General features: G+C 52.8%; 17 protein-coding genes and 1 tRNA gene. 5 read left to right on the plus strand and 13 right to left on the minus strand.

Annotated features, from left to right (window positions below; translation table 11 throughout):
* On the plus strand, positions 1–190 hold a 190-nt coding region (locus AC5M9B_RS00585; protein WP_487648085.1), incomplete at its 5' end, for a hypothetical protein.
* 68 nt (positions 191–258) lie between these two features.
* Here AC5M9B_RS00585 and AC5M9B_RS00590 read toward each other — a convergent pair.
* Positions 259–2,286 (minus strand): BCCT family transporter, encoded by a 2,028-nt coding sequence (locus tag AC5M9B_RS00590; protein WP_487648086.1) that lies wholly within the window; start codon positions 2,284–2,286, stop codon positions 259–261.
* Positions 2,287–2,761: 475 nt separating this feature from the next.
* On the opposite strand from AC5M9B_RS00590, the gene nadE reads away from it, so the two are divergent.
* Positions 2,762–3,553, plus strand: coding sequence for an NAD(+) synthase (gene nadE / locus AC5M9B_RS00595; protein WP_019270906.1), 792 nt, complete (start codon positions 2,762–2,764; stop codon positions 3,551–3,553).
* A gap of 156 nt (positions 3,554–3,709) precedes the next feature.
* On the plus strand, positions 3,710–5,734 hold the full coding sequence (locus AC5M9B_RS00600) for a site-specific recombinase (RefSeq protein ID WP_070656131.1): 2,025 nt from the start codon (positions 3,710–3,712) through the stop codon (positions 5,732–5,734).
* Between the two features lie 117 nt (positions 5,735–5,851).
* Here AC5M9B_RS00600 and ruvB read toward each other — a convergent pair whose 3' ends face one another.
* From ruvB to AC5M9B_RS00640, 8 genes are all read right to left on the minus strand, one after another.
* Positions 5,852–6,883 carry a Holliday junction branch migration DNA helicase RuvB gene (gene ruvB, locus AC5M9B_RS00605; protein ID WP_070512247.1) on the minus strand — a complete coding sequence of 344 codons (1,032 nt, stop codon included), beginning with the start codon at positions 6,881–6,883 and terminating at the stop codon, positions 5,852–5,854.
* A 71-nt stretch (positions 6,884–6,954) separates the two neighbouring features.
* A complete protein-coding gene (locus tag AC5M9B_RS00610; RefSeq protein ID WP_070656123.1) occupies positions 6,955–7,263 on the minus strand; it encodes a hypothetical protein in 309 nt (102 codons plus the stop codon).
* Positions 7,264–7,470: 207 nt separating this feature from the next.
* Positions 7,471–7,965, minus strand: a complete 495-nt coding sequence (locus tag AC5M9B_RS00615) for a hypothetical protein (protein WP_244969501.1) — start codon at positions 7,963–7,965, stop codon at positions 7,471–7,473.
* A 10-nt stretch (positions 7,966–7,975) separates the two neighbouring features.
* The gene (locus tag AC5M9B_RS00620) at positions 7,976–9,211 is read right to left on the minus strand and encodes a multifunctional CCA addition/repair protein (RefSeq protein ID WP_070656133.1); all 1,236 of its coding nucleotides are present in this window, start codon (positions 9,209–9,211) and stop codon (positions 7,976–7,978) included.
* 192 nt (positions 9,212–9,403) lie between these two features.
* Entirely contained in the window at positions 9,404–10,363 is a 960-nt protein-coding gene (locus tag AC5M9B_RS00625) for an SPFH domain-containing protein (protein ID WP_003743103.1), read from the minus strand.
* A 39-nt stretch (positions 10,364–10,402) separates the two neighbouring features.
* A complete protein-coding gene (locus AC5M9B_RS00630; RefSeq protein WP_070613159.1) occupies positions 10,403–10,810 on the minus strand; it encodes an NfeD family protein in 408 nt (135 codons plus the stop codon).
* A 143-nt stretch (positions 10,811–10,953) separates the two neighbouring features.
* Positions 10,954–12,264 carry a DUF2130 domain-containing protein gene (locus AC5M9B_RS00635; protein WP_146736328.1) on the minus strand — a complete coding sequence of 437 codons (1,311 nt, stop codon included), beginning with the start codon at positions 12,262–12,264 and terminating at the stop codon, positions 10,954–10,956.
* Between the two features lie 92 nt (positions 12,265–12,356).
* On the minus strand, positions 12,357–14,126 hold the full coding sequence (locus AC5M9B_RS00640; RefSeq protein WP_487648087.1) for an ABC transporter ATP-binding protein/permease: 1,770 nt from the start codon (positions 14,124–14,126) through the stop codon (positions 12,357–12,359).
* A 251-nt stretch (positions 14,127–14,377) separates the two neighbouring features.
* On the opposite strand from AC5M9B_RS00640, the gene AC5M9B_RS00645 reads away from it, so the two are divergent.
* Complete coding sequence (locus AC5M9B_RS00645; RefSeq protein ID WP_487648088.1) at positions 14,378–16,600, plus strand: TonB-dependent receptor; 2,223 nt, start codon at positions 14,378–14,380, stop codon at positions 16,598–16,600.
* A gap of 137 nt (positions 16,601–16,737) precedes the next feature.
* Here the strand turns inward: AC5M9B_RS00645 and dcd are convergent, their stop codons facing one another.
* From dcd to AC5M9B_RS00660, 3 genes are all read right to left on the minus strand, one after another.
* Entirely contained in the window at positions 16,738–17,304 is a 567-nt protein-coding gene (gene dcd / locus AC5M9B_RS00650; protein WP_003741335.1) for a dCTP deaminase, read from the minus strand.
* Positions 17,305–17,375: 71 nt separating this feature from the next.
* Positions 17,376–17,792, minus strand: a complete 417-nt coding sequence (locus AC5M9B_RS00655; protein ID WP_487648089.1) for an MORN repeat-containing protein — start codon at positions 17,790–17,792, stop codon at positions 17,376–17,378.
* 63 nt (positions 17,793–17,855) lie between these two features.
* Positions 17,856–18,755, minus strand: a complete 900-nt coding sequence (locus AC5M9B_RS00660; protein WP_487648090.1) for a recombination-associated protein RdgC — start codon at positions 18,753–18,755, stop codon at positions 17,856–17,858.
* Between the two features lie 155 nt (positions 18,756–18,910).
* On the opposite strand from AC5M9B_RS00660, the gene AC5M9B_RS00665 reads away from it, so the two are divergent.
* Positions 18,911–18,986: transfer RNA gene (locus AC5M9B_RS00665), tRNA-Glu, on the plus strand.
* 271 nt (positions 18,987–19,257) lie between these two features.
* On the opposite strand, the gene AC5M9B_RS00670 is transcribed toward AC5M9B_RS00665, so the two are convergent.
* Positions 19,258–19,428 (minus strand): transposase (locus tag AC5M9B_RS00670; RefSeq protein WP_487648091.1); only part of this gene is annotated, 171 nt, incomplete at its 5' end.

Raw genomic sequence — 19,428 nt, forward strand, 5'->3', positions numbered from 1 at the left:
CCGTATGCTACCGCATACTGGCCTTTTTCTGTTAGGGAAAGTTGCACTTCAAATGCGAATCCGCCGTCGTCTGAAAAACCGGATTTTGGGTTTTCAGACGACGTTTTTATTTGGTTTTTTAAAGATGATAGATTGGGCGATGGTTTTTCGTAGGCAAAGCCCACGCTACGGTTGGGTTGCAGATACATGACAAAAGGTCGTCTGAAAATGGGAAACCCGTTTTCAGACGACCTTGGTTACCACCTGTTTAACAAAAACTTATTCTGCCAATTCGGTTTGCTGGTGCGACATGAGTTCTTGTCCGACATCGGTCAGGAGGTTGAGGTAACGCTCGTACTGCTTGAGGATGTCGGCGATGAGTTCGCGGCGGTTCATGTATTGCACGTCGTAGCCGCTGCGACCGTCGAAGAAGTAGGTGTAGGGTTCGTAGGTTACGTTGTGGCGGATGTGCGGGAGGTGGCCGTCTTTGATAAGCTGTTCGGACACTTCGCGCTTGATGGTTTTAATGCCGTACATGAAGTCGCGCAGGGACTCTTTGTGGATGGTAAATTCGACGGCAGGCTCTTCGCGGTCGAAGTGGGTTTGGATGTTGACGCTCAGGCTGTATTTGTCGGACAGTTCCTCGCCCAGTTCGCGCATGGCGGGCAGGGCGGTGGTTTTGAGGAATTTTAGAATGTCTTGTTCCTGCGTTTGGTTCAGCATACGCTCGAGCCTGTCTTGCCAGTTGTCACCGCTCCAATAGACGCTGGAGGGGGTGACGGCGGTCGTGAAGTATTTGTGGTCGGCGTTTAATCCGCGCCATAGGCTGAAACACATGATCAGCATGAGCATGGCGAAAGGCAGGGCGACGATGAGGGTCATGGTTTGCAGGGTGGGCAGCCCGCCGAAGCGTAAAAGGACGATGGCGGCGGCAGACATCAACAGCCCCCACATCACTGCCTGCCAGCGCGGGGTGGTCAGGCTTTTGTCGCGGGATGCGATGTTGTTGAGAACGTAAATGCCGGAGTCGGCGGAGGTGATGAAGAAGAGGGCGATGACCATGAGGCTGACAAGCCCTGTGAGGGTCGGCAGGGGGAGGTATTCGAGGAAGCGGAAGAGGAGTTTTTCAGGCGTGCCGGTCAATGCGCCGAGCGCGCCTGCTGCGGTGTGGTCGTTAATCCAGATGGCGGTGTCGCCGAAGATGGTGAACCAGATGACGCAGAACAGGGAGGGAACCGCCAAAACGCCGAAAATGAATTCGCGTATGGTGCGTCCGCGCGAGATGCGGGCGATGAAGAGTCCGACGAAAGGCGCCCAAGAACACCACCATGCCCAGTATAAGATGGTCCAGCCGCCGAACCATTCGGTATGGTTTTGTTCGTAGCTGTACGTTTTGAAACTGAGTTGTACGAGGTTACTCAGGTAAGTGCCGAGGTTGTCGTTGAAGGCGGAGAGCAGGTGGAGGGTCGGGCCGGTGGCGAGGACGTAGACCATCAGTACGAAGGCAAGGGTCAAGTTCATCTCGCTCAACATTTTGACGCCTTTGCCTATGCCGGAGGCGGCGGAGGCGACCGCCAAACCCATGACGGCGAAAATCACGATGGTTTGTACGGAAAAAGTGTTTTCGCTTATCCAGCCGATTTGTGCCAAGCCCGCACCCAACTGCGCCGCGCCGAAACCAAGCGTGGTAATGATGCCGAACAGGGTGGCGACCAGCGCGAGTATGTCGATGATGTCGCCTGCCTTACCGTCGATTTTCTCTTTCAACAGCGGATAAAAGCAGGAGCGCAGGGAAAGCGGGAGTTTGTAACGGAAGGCGAAATAGGCGAGCGCCAACGCCATGGCGGCGTAAACCGACCAGGCATGTACGCCCCAGTGGAAGAGGGTGTGGAGCAACGCGTCCTGCTGCCTTGCGCCGCTGCCGCCTTCGGTGATGGGGGACAGATAGTGGGTGAGCGGTTCGGCGACACCGAAAAACATCAACCCGACCCCCATACCCGCCGCGAACAGCATGGCGAGCCAAGACCAAAAGCTAAATTCAGGTTCTTCTTCGTTGCTGCCCAGCTTGATGTTGCCGAAGCTGCTGACCGAAAGTGCGAGCAGGAAGAAGAAGAAGGCTGAAAACGCCAAGATGTAAAACCAACTGAAGTTTTTGAAAATGCCCGTTTTGGCGGCATTGAGGACGGTTTCTGCCTGCTGCGGAATCAAAAGTGCGATGCCGATGACCAGCAGCACGAAGGACAGCGTAACGGAAACGACGAAGGGATTGAACGAAGAGCGGTTGCGTAAGAAATGAAATAAAGACAAACCTTGACCTCCTTTGGGATGGTGAGGCAGGCGGACGCGGGCGCAAGGCCGTATATGGTTGATTAACAAAAACTGGGAATAAAACATGGTCTGTCGGACAGGGTCCGAGACTTTCCCGATTTTTGGTAATCCACTATAAAACGCAGACAAAAAACGAATGGCGTTTAAACCGTCCTGCCGGATGAAAAAAACAAGGGGAAAAGGGAGTAAAAACGCACAGATGAATGAGCCGTAATGAGAGCCGGATGAGACAAAATGGATGATGATTATTTCTTTGTTTGAAGGAATAATAACAAAATCAGGGGATTGTTTCAAATTGGGAAAGGTTTTGCGAAATCTCAGTAAGATTTTATTGCCGATAAAAACAGGTGGAAGGTCGTCTGAAAGCTGTGAAGTTGATTTTCAGACGACCCGTCCATATGCCGCTGCCTCTCAAAATCGGGTATGATTCCCTCTTTAAATCAGGAGCCTGACTATGCAGACCCAAGCCGTTATCCGCCATATTGCCGACTGGCTGAAAAACTATGCCGCCGCCGCACACGCCAAAGGGTTTGTCGTCGGTGTTTCCGGCGGTATCGATTCCGCAGTCGTTTCCGCCATCGCGGCACGGACGGGGTTGAAAGTCCTTCTACTTGAAATGCCCATCCGCCAAAAAGCCGACCAAGTCAGCCGCGCGCAGGAACACATCCGCCGATTGGAGCAGGCGTTTCCCAACGTCAGCGGGATGCGCGTGGATTTGACGCCGACTTTCGATACCTTTGCCGCCGATGTCGAGGTCGATGAAACCGAGTTCCCCGCCAAACAGCTTGCGCTTGCCAACGCCCGAAGCCGCCTGCGGATGCTGACGCTTTATTATTACGGGCAGCTAAACGGTTTGCTGGTTACGGGTACGGGCAACAAAATTGAAGATTTCGGCGTGGGCTTTTTCACCAAATACGGCGACGGCGGTGTGGACATCAGCCCGATTGCCGACTTGACCAAAACGCAGATTTATCAAATTGCCGCCGAACTGGACATCGCTGAGTCCATCCAAAAAGCCGTGCCGACCGACGGACTTTGGGATACCGAGCGCACGGACGAAGAACAGATGGGCGCAAGCTATCCCGAACTCGAATGGGCGATGGGCGTTTACGGTACGCACCGCCCCGAAGAATTTGAAGGCAGGCAGCGCGAAGTCTTGGAAATTTACACCCGCCTGCACAAAGCCATGCAACACAAAGTCAATCCGATTCCCGTCTGCAAAATTCCCGAAGAGATGCTGAAATAAGCAAAAGGTCGTCTGAAACCGGTTTTCAGGCGACCTTTTCAAAACAAAGAGGGTTGAAATCGTCAAATATTGCTCCAAAATATCGAATGTGCTTACAGCAGGTTGCATAAATTACCCGAACTTATCAAACCCGCCGTTTTGTGTAAAAATACTGCAATGGAAAAAATTACTCACCAAAATCTACATCCTCTACTTTCCAAAAGCCTGACCGATACCGATTTCGTCCTTATTCTCAATGCCTTAATCAAATTCCTGCGGCGCGGCGGCAAAAAACAGGCGGAAGAACGTTTTGACCTGATTATCGCCACGCTCAAACAAGACGAAGCACTCGCAAAAAACTTCAGCGGTCGTTTTTACCACTGGCTTTCGCAAGTCCATATCTATCCCGCGCTGATCAAACTCGGCATCTTCTCGCGCCACAGTTTTACCCGCGAGATGGGCATACGCATATACGAACGCTTCAGCCCGTCCTATAAAGACTTCGCTAACCTGCGCGAAGTATTCCTCTATCTTTTCCATTCGGAAAACGACGACAGATGGCTGCAAACCCTCAGCATCCGCCAATGGTTGAGCTTGTACGACCTTATCCGCACCAGCGTCGATCCCACCTTACTGCAAAACGCCTGCCGCCAGTTGGTTGACGCTCGCCTGCGCGCCATCGAAATGCTCGCCATTTGGATTGCGTCCGAAGCCCTCGAGCCCGACCTTATCCGCATCGCCCCGCGCCTGCTCGAAGCCGATTCGCCCTTCGTCGCCCTCCAACGCGAAACCGCCAAAATGGTCGAACACTACCGTAACGACACCAGCCCTTACGACACCGCACACCTCGAAGTCATGTTCGACCAGTGCAGCAAGCAAATTGACTATCTGCGTCGCAAAGGAACGGGCGCAGGCTCAGGCTCGTCCGTCAAAGTCGCCCACCTGCTCGAACGGCTCCAGCAGACCATAGGTCGTCTGAAACTGCTCACCGACATCCAAACCGATGCCGGCAACCGCAACCGCCTCACCATTACCCTGATGAATTCCCTCATCTACGCCGCGGTCGAGCAATACAGCACCCGCCATCTGCGCCGCAGCAGCATCCGTATGCTCGCCCGCAGCATTACCGAAAACAAAAGCCACCACGGAGAGCATTACATCACCCGCAACCGCAAAGAATATTTCAAAATGTTCTACTCCGCGGCAGGCGGCGGCGTCATTATCGCCCTAATGGCGCTGTATAAAATCCATATCGGCTCACTCGGCTTCAGCCCCTTCGTGACTTCTTTTTTAGCAGGGCTAAACTACGGCATAGGCTTCATGATCATCCATATGCTGCACTGCACCGTCGCCACCAAACAGCCCGCCATGACCGCCGCCAGCTTCGCCGAACAGGTCGATCTCAACGAAGGCGGCAAAGCGGTGGACAACAAGCTCGCCAAGCTCCTCATCGACGTATGCCGCTCCCAAAGCGTCGCCGTCTTCGGCAACGTTTCCATCGCTATTCTCTTGGCGTGCGCCATATCGTTCGGCTATGCCCATCTGAACCAACAGCCCATACTCGATGCCCACACCACCGCCTACCAGTTCAAATCCATAGACATCATCAATCATCCGACCCTATGGTATGCCGCTATTGCAGGCTTGTGGCTGTTCTGTTCCGGCATCATCGCAGGCTTCTTCGACAACCGCGCCGACTATCTCAACCTGCGCCAACGCCTGCCCTTCAATCCCTTATTGCGCAAAATCATGCGCCCCAAACCCCGCCGCGTTCTCGCCGCCTACATCCACAAACACTACGGCTCGCTGGCCGGCAACTTCATCTTCGGTATGCTCTTGGGCATGACCGGCTACTTCGGACACCTCCTCGGCCTGCCGCTGGACATCCGCCATGTCGCCTTCTCCTCCGCCAACCTCGGCTATGCCGCCGTCAGCGGCAATGTCGGCTTTGGTACATTTATGCTCGGCATTTGCAGCGTCCTCGCCATCGGCTTGGTCAACCTCATCGTCAGCTTCACCCTCGCCCTCTTCGTCGCCCTGCGTTCGCGCGGCACGAAAATCGGCAGCGTCGGCAATTTGTGCAAAAGTTTCTGGCAGCAGATTAAAGCCAACCCGCTGATATTGTTTTTCCCAGTGGCGCCGGTTCAGACAGATAAAGACGGCGGGAAAGATACTGCCAAAGAGGGTGAGGACAAACACTAGCTTGTAAGAACAGCCTTGCCTTTATTCTTACTCAAGTCTTCCATTTGAATGGATACAAAAAGGTCGTCTGAAAACCAAAAATCCGGTTTCAGACGACCTTTCTTTATTTCAATACGCTTATTTTTCCATTTTCAAGCCGAAGTGCAGGTAGGCGCGTTCGGTCGCCATTCTGCCGCGCGGGGTGCGTTGCAGGAAACCTTGTTGGATAAGGTAGGGTTCGATAACGTCTTCGATGGTGTCCGTGGATTCACCGATGGCGGCGGCAACGTTGTCAAGACCGACGGGGCCGCCGCTGAATTTGTGCAGGATGGCTTCGAGGAATTTTCTGTCCATGACGTCCAAACCTCGCGCGTCGACATCCAGCATGCTTAAAGCGGCATCGGCGACGGCGGCATCAATGACGCCGTTGTTCTTCACATCGGCAAAATCGCGAACGCGGCGCAGCAGGCGGTTGGCGATGCGGGGTGTGCCTCGGCTGCGTTTGGCGACTTCCATCGCGCCTTCTTCACCCATGTCGAGTTGCAGTAATTGGGCGGAACGGCTAACAATCGTGGCAAGATCCTGATTTTGATAAAACTCCAAACGGGCAACGATACCGAAGCGGTCGCGCAGCGGGTTGGTCAGCATACCTGCGCGGGTGGTTGCGCCGACGAGCGTGAAGGGCGGCAGGTCGATTTTGACGGAACGGGCGGCAGGGCCTTCGCCTATCATGATGTCGAGCTGGTAGTCTTCGAGCGCGGGGTAGAGGATTTCTTCGACGACAGGGCTGAGGCGGTGAATTTCGTCGATGAACAATACGTCGTGCGGCTCAAGATTGGTCAGAAGGGCAGCAAGGTCGCCGGCGCGTTCGAGGACGGGGCCGCTGGTTTGGCGCAGGTTGACGCCCAGCTCTTTGGCGATGATGTGCGCCAATGTGGTTTTGCCCAGTCCGGGCGGGCCGAAGAGCAGAGTGTGGTCTAGGGCTTCGCCGCGTTTTTTGGCGGCTTGGATGAAGATGGCGAGCTGTTCTTTGGCTTTGTCTTGTCCGATATAGTCGTCCAGCGTTTTAGGGCGCAGGGCGCGCTCGAGCAGCTCTTCCTGTGGGGAGATGCTTTGTGCGGTGATGATGCGCTGGGGCTGGGCGGCGGTCAGGTTGTCGGTTTGCAGCATGGGTTTTCCGGTGGGTTCGGGGTCGTCTGAAAAGCGGTTTGCTGTTTTCAGACGACCTTTTTGAAAGGGATTCAGCCGCGTGTTTCGCGCCAAACGAGGTAATCGCGCAGGGGCGGCATGGGCGGGTTGATGCAGTGGGGGCAGATGCCTGTGGTGTCTTCGTCGTCGCTGTCGATGTGGTAGGCGTTGGGGTCGAAGCGCACTTGCTGCATCACCGCCTGCGCCAATGCCTGCGCCTGAACGACATCGAAGCTGAATTTTTCAAGGATTTCGTTCAGCAGGCGGATTTCGCCTTCGCTGAATTCTACGCTGTGTTTGAGGATGAGGCGTTGGTAATCTTCGTTGTTGATTTTGGGCAATAAATCGGTTTGTAGGGTCATGGTTTTTATGTTTGGAACGGAATGACTGAGAAGCAGATTATAGCGGATATGGCAGCGGCTGTTTCAAAGGTCGTCTGAAAGTTGACGGGCTTTAGCGGATGCTGGGATAAACCTGTTCAATTCAGTATTGATTATCTGAGCATCACGGCTGTCAAAAAAATCGCCGATAAGTATGGTTTTTTCCTGATAATCGAAAGACCATGCGCCTTATTTGCATTTTTGGATATGTAAGATATTGGGGATATCGTTTTTTGGTTGTTTTATACCATTTTGGTAGTAGTTTTTGTTTGGGTACTTAGCTTCCCTTCCTCTTGCAACAGGAGCTTTGGGAATATTGTCACGAAACTGCCATTCGGAAATTTCTGATAGCGGAAAACTACGCCAACGTCCAATGGAGAACAAGGTGTATCCATGAGACAGGGTATGGTTACGGATCTTGATGTTTTCACGTACGAAAAGTTGCCAGAGAAGGCTGTAAACCAGTGAGCCGACTAGGTAGAAAGTAAAAAGTATATGGATAAGAATTATTATTGGATCAGTGAAATAATGCTCTTCAAGGTAAAACGGCGCGATGCATGTAATAGCAAAGGAAAATATAAGAAATAGAGCGGTAAAACCGATTTCCTGAGAGTCATGTACAACACGAGCAGACACAGTAATGCCGTCGGGCGCGCGTTCGATTTTATAACGTGAAGATGTCATTAAGAGCTTCCTATTTTTCTGTCTGATACGCTTTTTGCAAAGGAGTAATTTCTGCCAACCGCGCCCGGTCGATTTCTTCGGCGATAAGGTGGGCTTTTTCCTGCGCGCGGCATTCGGCGGCGATTTTGCCTGAATCCACTTGGTTGGCGGCTTCGAGCAGGGCGAGCCAGTGCGCGCGTTGCGGGTAGGGGGCGTTTTCGCGGTTCAGACGACCTTGTTTGTCGGCAATGCTGACGTTCAGGGCGGCGGCGAAGCGTTCGGGTCGTCTGAAAGCGTCGGTTTTTTGCAAAACCTTCAGAATGGTTTTGCTTTTGAGCTGCCCGACTTGGTGGAACATGATGTGCCAGCGGCAGACAAGTTCAGCAAGCTCGGCGCAGTGTCTCGGCACGCGCAGCTTCTGATTGACTTCGCGCACGGGTTCGACGCCGGCGAGGTCGTGTCCGTGGTGTTTGGGCAGGATGTCGGGCGGGGTTTTGGCTTTGCCCAAATCGTGCAGCAGAGCGGCGTAGCGTTCGGGCAGGCTCAGCCCCATATCGGCGGCGCGTTGCAGCGTCATCAGGGTATGGATGCCGCTGTCGATTTCGGGATGATAGTCGGCGCGTTGCGGCACACCGAAGAGGGCATCGACTTCGGGCAGCAAGACTTTGAGCGCACCGCATTGGCGCAATACTTCAATCATCCTTCTGGGATTTTTTTCCATCAAACCTTTCGCCAACTCCTGCCAGACGCGTTCGGCAACCAAAGCATCCGCTTCGCCGTTTTCCACCATCTGCCGCATCAGCTTCATGGTTTCTTCGGCGATTTCAAACCCGTAGCGCGCGGCAAAGCGGGCGGTACGCAGGATGCGGACGGGGTCTTCGGCAAAAGCGGGCGAAACATGGCGCAAAATACCTGCCGCCAAATCCTGTTGTCCGCCGAAAGGGTCGATGATGAGGTCGTCTGAATTCTGCGCCATTGCGTTGATGGTCAGGTCGCGGCGCATCAAATCCTGCTCCAGCGTAACGTCTTTGTCGGCGTGGAAACTGAAACCGGCGTAGCCCTTGGCGGTTTTGCGCTCGGTACGGGCGAGGGCGTATTCTTCGTGGGTTTCGGGATGGAGGAACACGGGAAAATCTTTGCCGACCGGCTGGAAGCCTTGCGCCAGCATGGTTTGTGCGTCAGCGCCGACGACCACCCAGTCGCGGTCTTTGACGGGCAAACCTAAAAGATAATCGCGGACGGCGCCACCGACGAGGTAGGTTTTGATGGTGTGTGTTTTCTGAGTCATTGAATTGGTCTTTGGTAACAATCAGAATGTCTTGAAGCATGGTCAGATGGGCATTCTGTCTGCCATCATGTGAATAAAGGTCGTCTGAAAAACGGTTTGGCAAATTCGCTGTTTATGGTAGCGAAACGCATTGCACTCGTTTTCAGACGACCTTATGGCAAAACGTAAGGTTTATTTTGCCGCTTTGTTGCCGTCGACAATCTTCAGTCCGGCTGAAACCAGGCTGCCGATGTCAGCCACGTTGGCAGGCATAATCAGAGTTGTGCTTTCTTTTGCCAAATTGCTGAATGCTTCGACATATTGCTCGGCAACTTTCAGGTTGACGGCTTCGGAGCCGCCTTCTGCGCGGACAGCCTCGGCGATTTTGCGGATGGCGTCGGCGTTGGCTTCGGCAACCAGGCGCAAGGCTTCGGCTTCACCTTGTGCGCGGTTGATGCGGGCGATTTTTTCACCGTTCGACGCGTTGATGGCGGCTTGCGCTTCACCTTCAGACTGTTGAATTTCCGCTTCGCGCTGACCGCTGGCAAGGTTGATTTGCTCGATTTTGCGGCCTTCGGATTCGGCGATACGGGCACGTTTTTCACGTTCGGCGGTAATTTGCGCCTGCATAGAACGCAGAATTTCTTGCGGCGGAACCAAGTCTTTGATTTCGTAACGCAATACTTTCACGCCCCATGCGCCTGCCGCTTCGTCGAGCGCGGAAACGACGATGCTGTTGATTTCGTCGCGCTCTTCAAACGTTTTATCCAACTCCATGCGACCGATAACCGAACGCAGCGTGGTTTGGGCGAGCTGGGTAATCGCCATGATGTAGTTGCTGGAGCCGTAGGAAGCGAGTTTTGGATCGGTTACTTGGAAATAGATGATGCCGTCAACGGTAAGCTGAGTGTTGTCGCGGGTAATACAAACTTGGCTGGGAACGTCCAAAGGCACTTCTTTGAGCGAATGTCGATAGGCGACGCGGTCAACGAAAGGAATCAGGATGTTTAGACCGGCAGTCAAAGCGTTGTGGAATCTGCCGAGGCGTTCGACGACGTAAACTTCCTGTTGCGGCACCACGATAAACGACTTGAAGCCGAAAATCACGACGACAATCAGCAGGATGACGGGGAAGCTGTATAGAAATTCCATTGTTTTTCCTTTTAGACCACAACAGGGCGGATTACTGAATCAATTCAAACGAATGAGTAAAACATTACCGTTTTTACCGGTAATCACGGCGGTAGAGGTCGTCTGAACGGCATCGGCATTTTCAGCCTGCGCCTGCCAGCGCGTCCCCCGATAAGAAACTTCATAACAATCGCCGTGAAGGCGCTGGAGGATATGAACGGTCTGTCCGATGTCCAAATCATCATTCAATTCTTGGCGGGGCGCAGTTTTTTTGAACTTGCCGTGTACCAGCCAGATACCGGCGGCGGACAAAACAGCTGCCGCAGCAACGGCAATCGAAGTATCACCAGTCAGCCAATACACCAAACCCGCACCAAACAAAGCCGCGCTGACCACCAAGAGATACACGGTGCCGACAAACAGCTCGACAATCAGGACGGCGGCAGCGGCAATAAACCAAGCGGTCATGCGGGATTCCTCTCATTATCAATGTGTAGGGACAGGGTTCATCATAGCCGTATCGCGGGAAATATTCAAACGGCTTTGACTCGGGAAAGGTCGTCTGAAAACGGGGAAGGTCGCTTTCAGACAACCTTTACTTCACATGAGCCTCAATCCTCTTTTTTCTCCAACGCGGCAAAGGCGGCCTTCATGGTCGGGTTTTTGCGTACTAATTTTTTGACGGTCAGGTCGGTCGCTTTGTTGTTGGCAAGGCGCAGATTGTTTTCCGAAGAGAGCAGGGCTTCTTTGGTTTTTTGCAGGTGGCTGATGGTTTTGTCGATTTCGTCGATGGCGGTTTGGAACTTGCGGCTGGCGAGTTCGTAATTGCGGGCGAAATCGGTTTTGAACTTGTCCAAGTCTTCTTCAAAGTGTGTGATGTCAATGTTTTGTGCGCGCATTTGTGCCAATTCTTGTTTGTATTTCAATGAATTGAGCGCGGCGTTGCGCAACAGGGAGACGATGGGGATAAAGAATTGCGGGCGCACGACGTACATTTTCGGGTAGGCGTAGGACACATCGACGATGCCGTTGTTATAGAGTTCGCTGTCGGCTTCCAAAAGTGAGACGAGGACGGCGTATTCGCAGTTTTTTTCTTTGCGGTCTTTGTCCAACTCTTTAAAAAAGTGTTCGTTTTTCTTTTTGGTGGCGGTTTCGTCGTTTTCGTTTTTCATCTCAAACATGATGGAGATGATTTCGTTGCCTTCTTCGTCGGTTTCGCGGTAGATGTAGTCGCCTTTGCTGCCGGTTTTGGCGTCGTTGTCTTTGCCGAAGACGGCTTGGGGAAAGGCGGTGGTGCGGATGCGATTGAATTCGGTTTCGCAGTGCTGCTCGAGGCTTTCTCCTATCATTTTGGTGGACTGTCTGGCTTTGAAGTCTTTGTAGAAGGCGATGGTTTCGTCTTTTTGTTTGAGTTCGGCTTCGTATTTTTCGCGCAGGCTTTGTTTTTCCAACTGGTTTTCTTTGGATTGCAGCATGAGCTGGGTGTTCAGATTACCCAATTCGCGCTCTTTTTCGGCAACGGCTTTGGTGATTTCCAGCTCTTTTTCCATGTTTTTCGCCGTTTCCAGCGATTTTGCCTGCGCTTTCAGCTCGGCAATCAATTTATCCTGCTCGGCGATTTGCGCTTTCAGACGACCTTCAATCTCGGCGGCGGCAAGTTTGCTGTCTTTTTCGTAGACGTTGATTTGGTTGGATAGGGCGGTGATTTCGTGGTTTTTGTCGGCTAGGATTTTGTCGAACTGATTTTGCGCCTGCGCTTGGGCAAGCTGCATATCGCTTTGAAACTGCATCTGCGCCTGTTGCAGGCGCTCGTGGATTTCAGTTTGAAATTCTTGGGTGCGGACTTGGTTCAGGATGTCGGCGTAACTGGCTTCGTTGACGGTAAACGCGGTGTGGCAGTGCGGGCATTTGATTTCGTGCATGGCGGGTTTCCCTTTTGTTTGAGAGTGGAATTTTAGCAGAAAGGTCGTCTGAAAACCCTTGCGGGTTTTCAGACGACCTCGTCGCTTTAAATTCAATCGCAAGCTACGTTGCCAACATCAAGACTGAAATCGTGAAACTCGTTGAGCGTGCTGCGGTGGCCGATGCTGATGATGATGCTCTGCGGCAGTTTTTGCTTTAAAGCGCGGTAGAGCAGGGCCTCGGTCGGTTCGTCCAAGGCGGCGGTGGCTTCGTCAAGCAGGATGACTTTGGGTTGCGAGAGCAGGGCGCGGACGAAGGCGATGCGTTGCAGTTCGCCCGGGGAGAGTTTGTGTTGCCAGTCGTCGGGTTTGTCCAATTTATCAACGAGATAACCTAAGCGGCAGGTGTTCATGGCGTCGGCTAGTTCGGGATGCTGTTTGTCGATGTCGGGGTAACAAATCGCGTCGCGCAGGCTGCCTTGCGCCGTGTATGGGCGTTGCGGCAGGAAGAGGATGTCTTGATGCGGCGGACGGCTGACTTTGCCGCTGCTGCCGAACGGCCAAAGCCCTGCCAGCGCGCGCAGCAGCGAGGTTTTGCCGCAACCGCTCGGACCGCGTATCAGCAGGGAATCGCCGCTTTTGAGGTTGACGTTGATGCCGCTCAACAGGATTTCGCCGTTGTGGCGGAACAGGGCGACGTTTTCCAGCGAGAGGTCGTCTGAAACCTCGGTAATGTCGGGTTGCTGCGCGCTGTGTTGTTCTTCCGTACTCAACAAGAATCCGTACAGACGCTCCAATCGAGCGCGGTAGGCGGTGAATTTGTTGTAGAACATTCGAAAAAAGGAGAGGGCGTTTTGCAGTCGGGCGAAGGCTTGGACGGTCTGCTGGATGTCGCCGATTTTGATTTGTCCGGCAAACAGGCGCGGGGCTTGCAAAATAATGGGGAAGAGCTTAATTCCGTTGGTAAACATATCGTTAAAGCCGCTCAAGCAGACGCTTTGGCGGGCGATGCGCCAACGGTTGCGGATGATGACCTTGAAGCGGTCGGCAAGTTGGTCGTGTTCGTGTTGTTCGCCGCTGTAAAACGCCACGCTTTCGGCGTGGTCGCGCACGCGGATGAGGGAGTAACGGTAGTCGCCGTTGAGTTTTTCGTTTTCATAGTTGTAACGAATCAAAGGGTTGCCTATCCACATGGCGATAAAGGTCGCCAAAATCACAAACATATAGACAAACCAAACGATGCCGTGCGGAATGTCGATGCCAAATACGGTCAGGATGCCCGCCAAGCCCCACAAAACAACGGCAAATTCCAGCGAGGTAACGACCGAATTGACCATGCCGCGCACAAATTCTATGGTTGAGGCGATGAAATCCTGCGCGTCTTGTTGGATACGCTGGTCGATGTTGTCCGGCGCATGGCGGCGCATTTGCAGGCGGTAGTAGTTTTTGTCGGCAAGCCAGCGCGTCGTCAGCACTTCATTAAGCCGCTCCGACCATTTAATTGCCAAGCCTTGGTCGAGAAAGTCGTTGACGACGTTGTTAAACGCCCGCACCAGCACCACGCCGGCGTTCATCACGGCAAACATCCAAAACGCGGAGGCGTTTAAATCCTGCATCGAGTCGTAAAGCCCTTTGGACATAAAGGTACTCAATACATTCAGCCGCACTTCGGTTAACAGCAGCGCAATCATCGCCGTAATCAGCAGCAATACTTTGACCGTGCTTTTCGGCGTCAGGCACAGCCGCAGGATATAGGCAAACTCGCGCCCGAAGCGCGTTTTACGTGCCAAAAACAGAATCACCGCCGAGGCGGCGGCGACCATCAATAAGGTTTGTAACAGCCAAGACGGCGTGGAATAAAGCTCGATTTGCCATTTTTGCATGTGCATTGTCTCTTGAGGCAGGCCAGCGGGCAGGGGTCGTCTGAAACCCTGATTCTCCGCCTAATAAAATAATTTACAATTACGATAGAAAAAGTTTTGATTGATGTTGTATTTTTATTTTTACAAATAGTTATCATCACTTTTTATAGAAAAGCAGAATGTTATCAAATATAATTCCGCAGCAAAATTACTTTGTGATTTTTAACGCTTATTGCAACAAAAATAACCCACCTCAAAGACAGAAGGAATTTATGAACAGCAAATTAGCCCTGATGCCGCTTTTGATTATGAGCGCGTTTTCTTATGCAGCCGATGAAGCGATGCCCGAAGCCCCAGTGCAACAGCAGTTGCAGGAAGTCCATGTCCGCGCCGACGCCAAACGCGTCAAAGCCGCCCGCTCTTACTCCATCGCCAGCGACGGCGACTTGCGCGACCGCGTAAATTTGGGCGTATTGGGCAAAGCTAATGCCTTTACCGCGCCGATTACCGTCGTCAACTACGACGAACAAGCCCTTAACAACACCGAAGCGCGTACTTTGGTGGATGCCGTAGCGAAAAAAGACGCTTCCGTTTGGCAGTTCGGCGGCGAAAGCAACACATTGACCGGCCTGTATTTCCGCGGTTATCAGCTTGATGCGCGCCAATTCAGCGTCAACGGTTTGGCGGGCATGTACGGCACGCAAGGCACAGCCAGCGTGCAAGTCGGCTCCGCACAACTGATTAAAGGCGCGTCCACCGCCGTAAACGGCATGGACCCTGAAGGCGCGGTATCCGGTTCCGTCAATATCGAGACCAAAAAAGCTGCAGATGAAGGCAACCGTAAAATCGGTTTGGGCTGGTTCAGCAACAACCGTGCTCAAGGCACATTCGACTTGGGTCAACGTTTCGGCGAAAACAAAGAATTCGGCGTGCGCGCCAACGGCAAACTGCGCCACGGCGACACCCCGCGCCACGGTTACAGCGAAGACAATAAAGAATTTGCCTTGAATGCCGACTATCGCGGCGAAACACTGCGCGTGGCGTTCGACTCCATCTACGCGAAACGTAAAACCAACGGCGGACGCGCGCGTATTCAGGATATTCAAAACGCCAACGGTCGATTGTTTGACGCGCCTGAAGGCAAAGTGAATCTCGCTCCGGGCTGGCAGGCTCAAAACACGCGCGGTCAGACCAATATGCTGACTTTTGAATGGGATGCGTTTGAAAATGCCCAAATTACAGGCGGCATCGGCTACAACAATGCCCGCTATTACGGTAATTTCGCTTCTCCTACCGTTACGAGCAGCGGTTTGACCTACAATTCCGGTCGCGCGCGTTTGACCGACCAGCGTTTCAAAACGCTCAGTATGAATCTGACTGCTCGCGGCGAATTTGAAACCGGTTCGGTAAGCCACAACTGGAGTGCCGCATTTGACCGCATCGACCGCAAACGCACCACTTATCAAGGCGCACGTCAAACTCAAAGCCGCGTTATCGATCCGAGCCTTGATATTCCTACTCAATTGGCAAAATTGGATTCCAACTTAGGAACGGCATGGAGTGCAACGCCTTCAGTGGATACGGTGATCAAAGTGAACAGCTTGGCAGTATCCGACACGCTTGGTTTTGCCGACAACAAATACCGCCTCACTTTGGGCGGACGCTTCCAAGCCGTCGAGCAGAAAAACAAATTAAACGGCCGCAAAGCGGATGCGAGCCGTTTCAGCCCGATGTTGATGGCGGCATGGGTTCCGCAGCCTGATTTGGTGGTTTACGGAAACTATATGGAAGATTTGGAGCCGTCCGACATCCGTACCGATGATGACGGTCATGTCACGATGGCAGATCCGCGCGTCAGCCGCCAATTTGAAGTCGGCGTACGCAAAAACTGGGGCGACTTTGTAACCACTTTAAACGCGTTCCAAATCAAACGCCCTGGCTACTGGCGTGGCAACACGACTTCAGGTACTGATTTCGCAGCGCGCAAAAATGCAGGCTTGGCTTATAGCGGTTCGGAGCAAGGCATGGAGCGCAGCCGCGGTATCGAGTTCAATACCTATGCCAACTTGTTGAACAAAACCCTGCGTCCGACTTTCGGTCTGATGTATCTGCAATCAACCGTAAAAGATTATCCGAATTTCGCTGACAATTTGGTTAACGGCGTACAAGTCGCCAACCCGCGCGTGATTGCCAAAGCAGGCGTGGAATGGGACACCCCGTTTGCCAAAGGCTTGACTTTAAACGGCAACGTTTCGTACTTCGGCAAGTCTTACCAAGATACGCAAAAACAATACGCTTTCCCGTCCTATACCTTGGTTGATGTAGGCGCGCGCTACAAAACCAAGCTGGGCAAAAACACCTTGACCGTCAGCAGCTCGGTAGAAAACCTGTTCAACAAAAACTACTGGCAGGTACAGCGCGGCCAATACGACCGCAGCTTCGCCGTCGTCGGCATGCCGCGTACCTACTGGCTGAAAGCGGAATTGGATTTCTAATATCGAACAGGCCAACCGGCAAAGATGAAGGTCGTCTGAAAATCCCCAATCAGGTTTCAGACGACCTTTTTGTATCGTGTCTGCATTTTATGTGCGGCAAAATGAAACGCGCTATATTTTGCTGGCTTATCCAATCATCAGGTTTTCGGCAGGGTAACGCCGGTTTGCCCCATGTATTTGCCGTTGCGGTCTTTGTAGGAAGTTTCGCAGATTTCGTCGCTCTCGAAGAAGAGGACTTGCGCCACGCCTTCGCCGGCATAGATTTTGGCGGGCAGGGGGGTGGTGTTGGAAAACTCGAGGGTAACGTAGCCTTCCCATTCCGGCTCGAACGGGGTAACGTTGACGATGATGCCGCAGCGGGCGTAGGTGGATTTGCCCAAGCAGACGGTCAGGACGTTGCGCGGGATGCGGAAGTATTCGACCGTACGCGCCAGCGCGAAGGAATTAGGGGGGATGATGCAGCAGTCGTCTTCGACGGTGACGAAGTTTTTCGGGTCGAAGTTTTTGGGATCAACGATGGTGCTGTTGATGTTGGTGAAAATTTTAAATTCGTTGGCGCAGCGGATGTCGTAACCGTAGCTGGATGTGCCGTAGGAGATGATGCGCTGTCCGTTGGCTTCTTTGATTTGGTTCGGTTCGAAGGGGTCGATCATGCCGAACTCTTCGCTCATGCGGCGTATCCATTTGTCGGACTTGATGCTCATAATGTTTTCCTTGTTTCTTGCGGTTTTCAGACGACGTCTGCGGAGAGGTCGTCTGAAAATGCGGGACGGGGTTATTTGGTTTTGGGCAGTTTCACTTCTTTAATCATGCCGTTTTCGCATTTCATGATGAAGACGGTTTCGCCGTTTTGCGAGGCGGTGAATTTGCCGTGTGCCAGGCCTTTTTTGAACGTGCCCGACAGTACCATGTTGCGGAACTTGGTGCTGTTGGAATTGAACGGTTCGATGAAGGTTTCGCGGTTGGCGGAGACGGTGTAAACGCCTTGTCCGTCGAATTTGCCGTTTTTAAACGCGCCGGTGTAGCTGCGTCCGTCTTGGCAGCGCCATGTGCCTTTGCCGGCGGGTTTGCCGTCTTTGCCGACATCACCGTCGTAGGTGCAGCCCGGTTCCTGATAGGAAGTCAGGACGGCGGCAGAGGCGGGGAGGGCAAGCATAATGGTAAGCGGCAGGAATGCGAGGTGTTTAAACATAAAGGTTGTCCATCGGATGTAGGTTTCAGACGACCTTTTATCGTGTAAAGGTCGTCTGAAAAATTAGTCTTGCCAGCCGCCCAAATAGGAAACCAGCTCTTCCAACATGGTGCTGACGGATTCCGCCATCAGGATTTGCGAGGCGAAGGCAAGGCTGGCGGCATCGTCGCCGTTGCTTTCGGCTTCTTCCTGCAATATGTCGAGGTATTGGATGCGCTTGAGCGTGAAGTCTTGCGTGAGGATGAAGGCGATTTGTTCGCGCCACACCAAGCCTAGCTGGGTTACGGTTTTACCATTTTTGACGTGTTGGACCACTTCATCGGCGGTCAAATCTTGTTTGGATACTTTGACGACGGGAACAACATCGCCCACACCTTTGAGTTCGCAATCGCTGTCCAATTCAAAACCGCCTTCGCAATGCCCTTGTAACAGCCACTCGGTCATCAGGGAAGAGGGCGATTGCTTGGTATTCGGCAGCGAGGCTTCCAAACCGCCCAAGGCTTCGCGCAGCTTGGTCAGGATGTTTTCCGCTTTGGCGGAAGCCGCGTTATTGACGAGCAGATAGCCGTGGCGGGTGTTGAACACTGCTTCAGTGCGGCTGCTGCGGGTAAATGCGCGGGGCAGCAGATCGTCTGTAATTTGTTCTTTAAGCTCTTGTTTTTCCTTGCGGCCGACATTGCGGGCTTCATTGTTTTGGATTTCCGCAATCTTTTCTTCCAAAATATCGCGGATGACGCCGGCAGGCAGGACTTTTTCTTCTTTTTTCAGGGCGACGCGCAAAGTAAAGTCGGCAGGGAAAACGAGTTCGGGAGAGAACGAAACCGGTGCGGCAAAACCTTCGCTGGACCAGTCCAAACCTTGGCAGCGGGTAAATTCAGCCTCTGCAAGTTTGTCGGCAAGTACGTCCGCTTCGGGCAGCTTTTCTTTGTTGAGCGGATAAAAACTGATCTGCTTGAACCACATGGTTTGTTTTCCTTTTCATTAAAAGCGACATTATACAGGCAAAGCCGATACAAAGATAAGGAGCAGAAGGGTTGTCTGAAACCAGTTTGACCATAAAAAACGCCTAACCCGTTGACAGCGTTTTAACGCTTATGTATAGTTCGCAACTCGGTTACGCGCCCATCGTCTAGAGGCCTAGGACACTGCCCTTTCACGGCGGCAACCGGGGTTCGAATCCCCGTGGGCGTGCCAGATTTTCAATAAACCTTTACTAGAGAATAGTAAGGGTTTATTTTTTATCTTTGGGAATGGATGGGGTTGGGTGTTGGCTGTTTCATGCAGTCATTTTAGCAGGGCATTTTCTATATATTTAGAGACCTTTGCAAAAAAGCCCTTCCCCTGGCAACCGAAACCCAAACACAGGTTTTCGGCCATTTCCTTCCCCCCCAATACCTCCTAATTTTACCCAAATACCCCCTTAATCCTCCCCGGATACCCGATAATCAGGCATCCGGGCCGCCTTTTAGGCGGCAACAGACACACTTAGCCTGTTGGCCGCTTTCAACAGGTTCAAACACATCGCCTTCAGATGGCTTTGCGCACTCACTTTAATCAGTCCGAAATAGGCTGCCCGGGCGTAGCGGAATTTACGGTGCAGCGTACCGAAGCTTTGTTCGACCACATAACGGGTCTT

The sequence above is a fragment of the Neisseria flava genome (assembly GCF_982712965.1).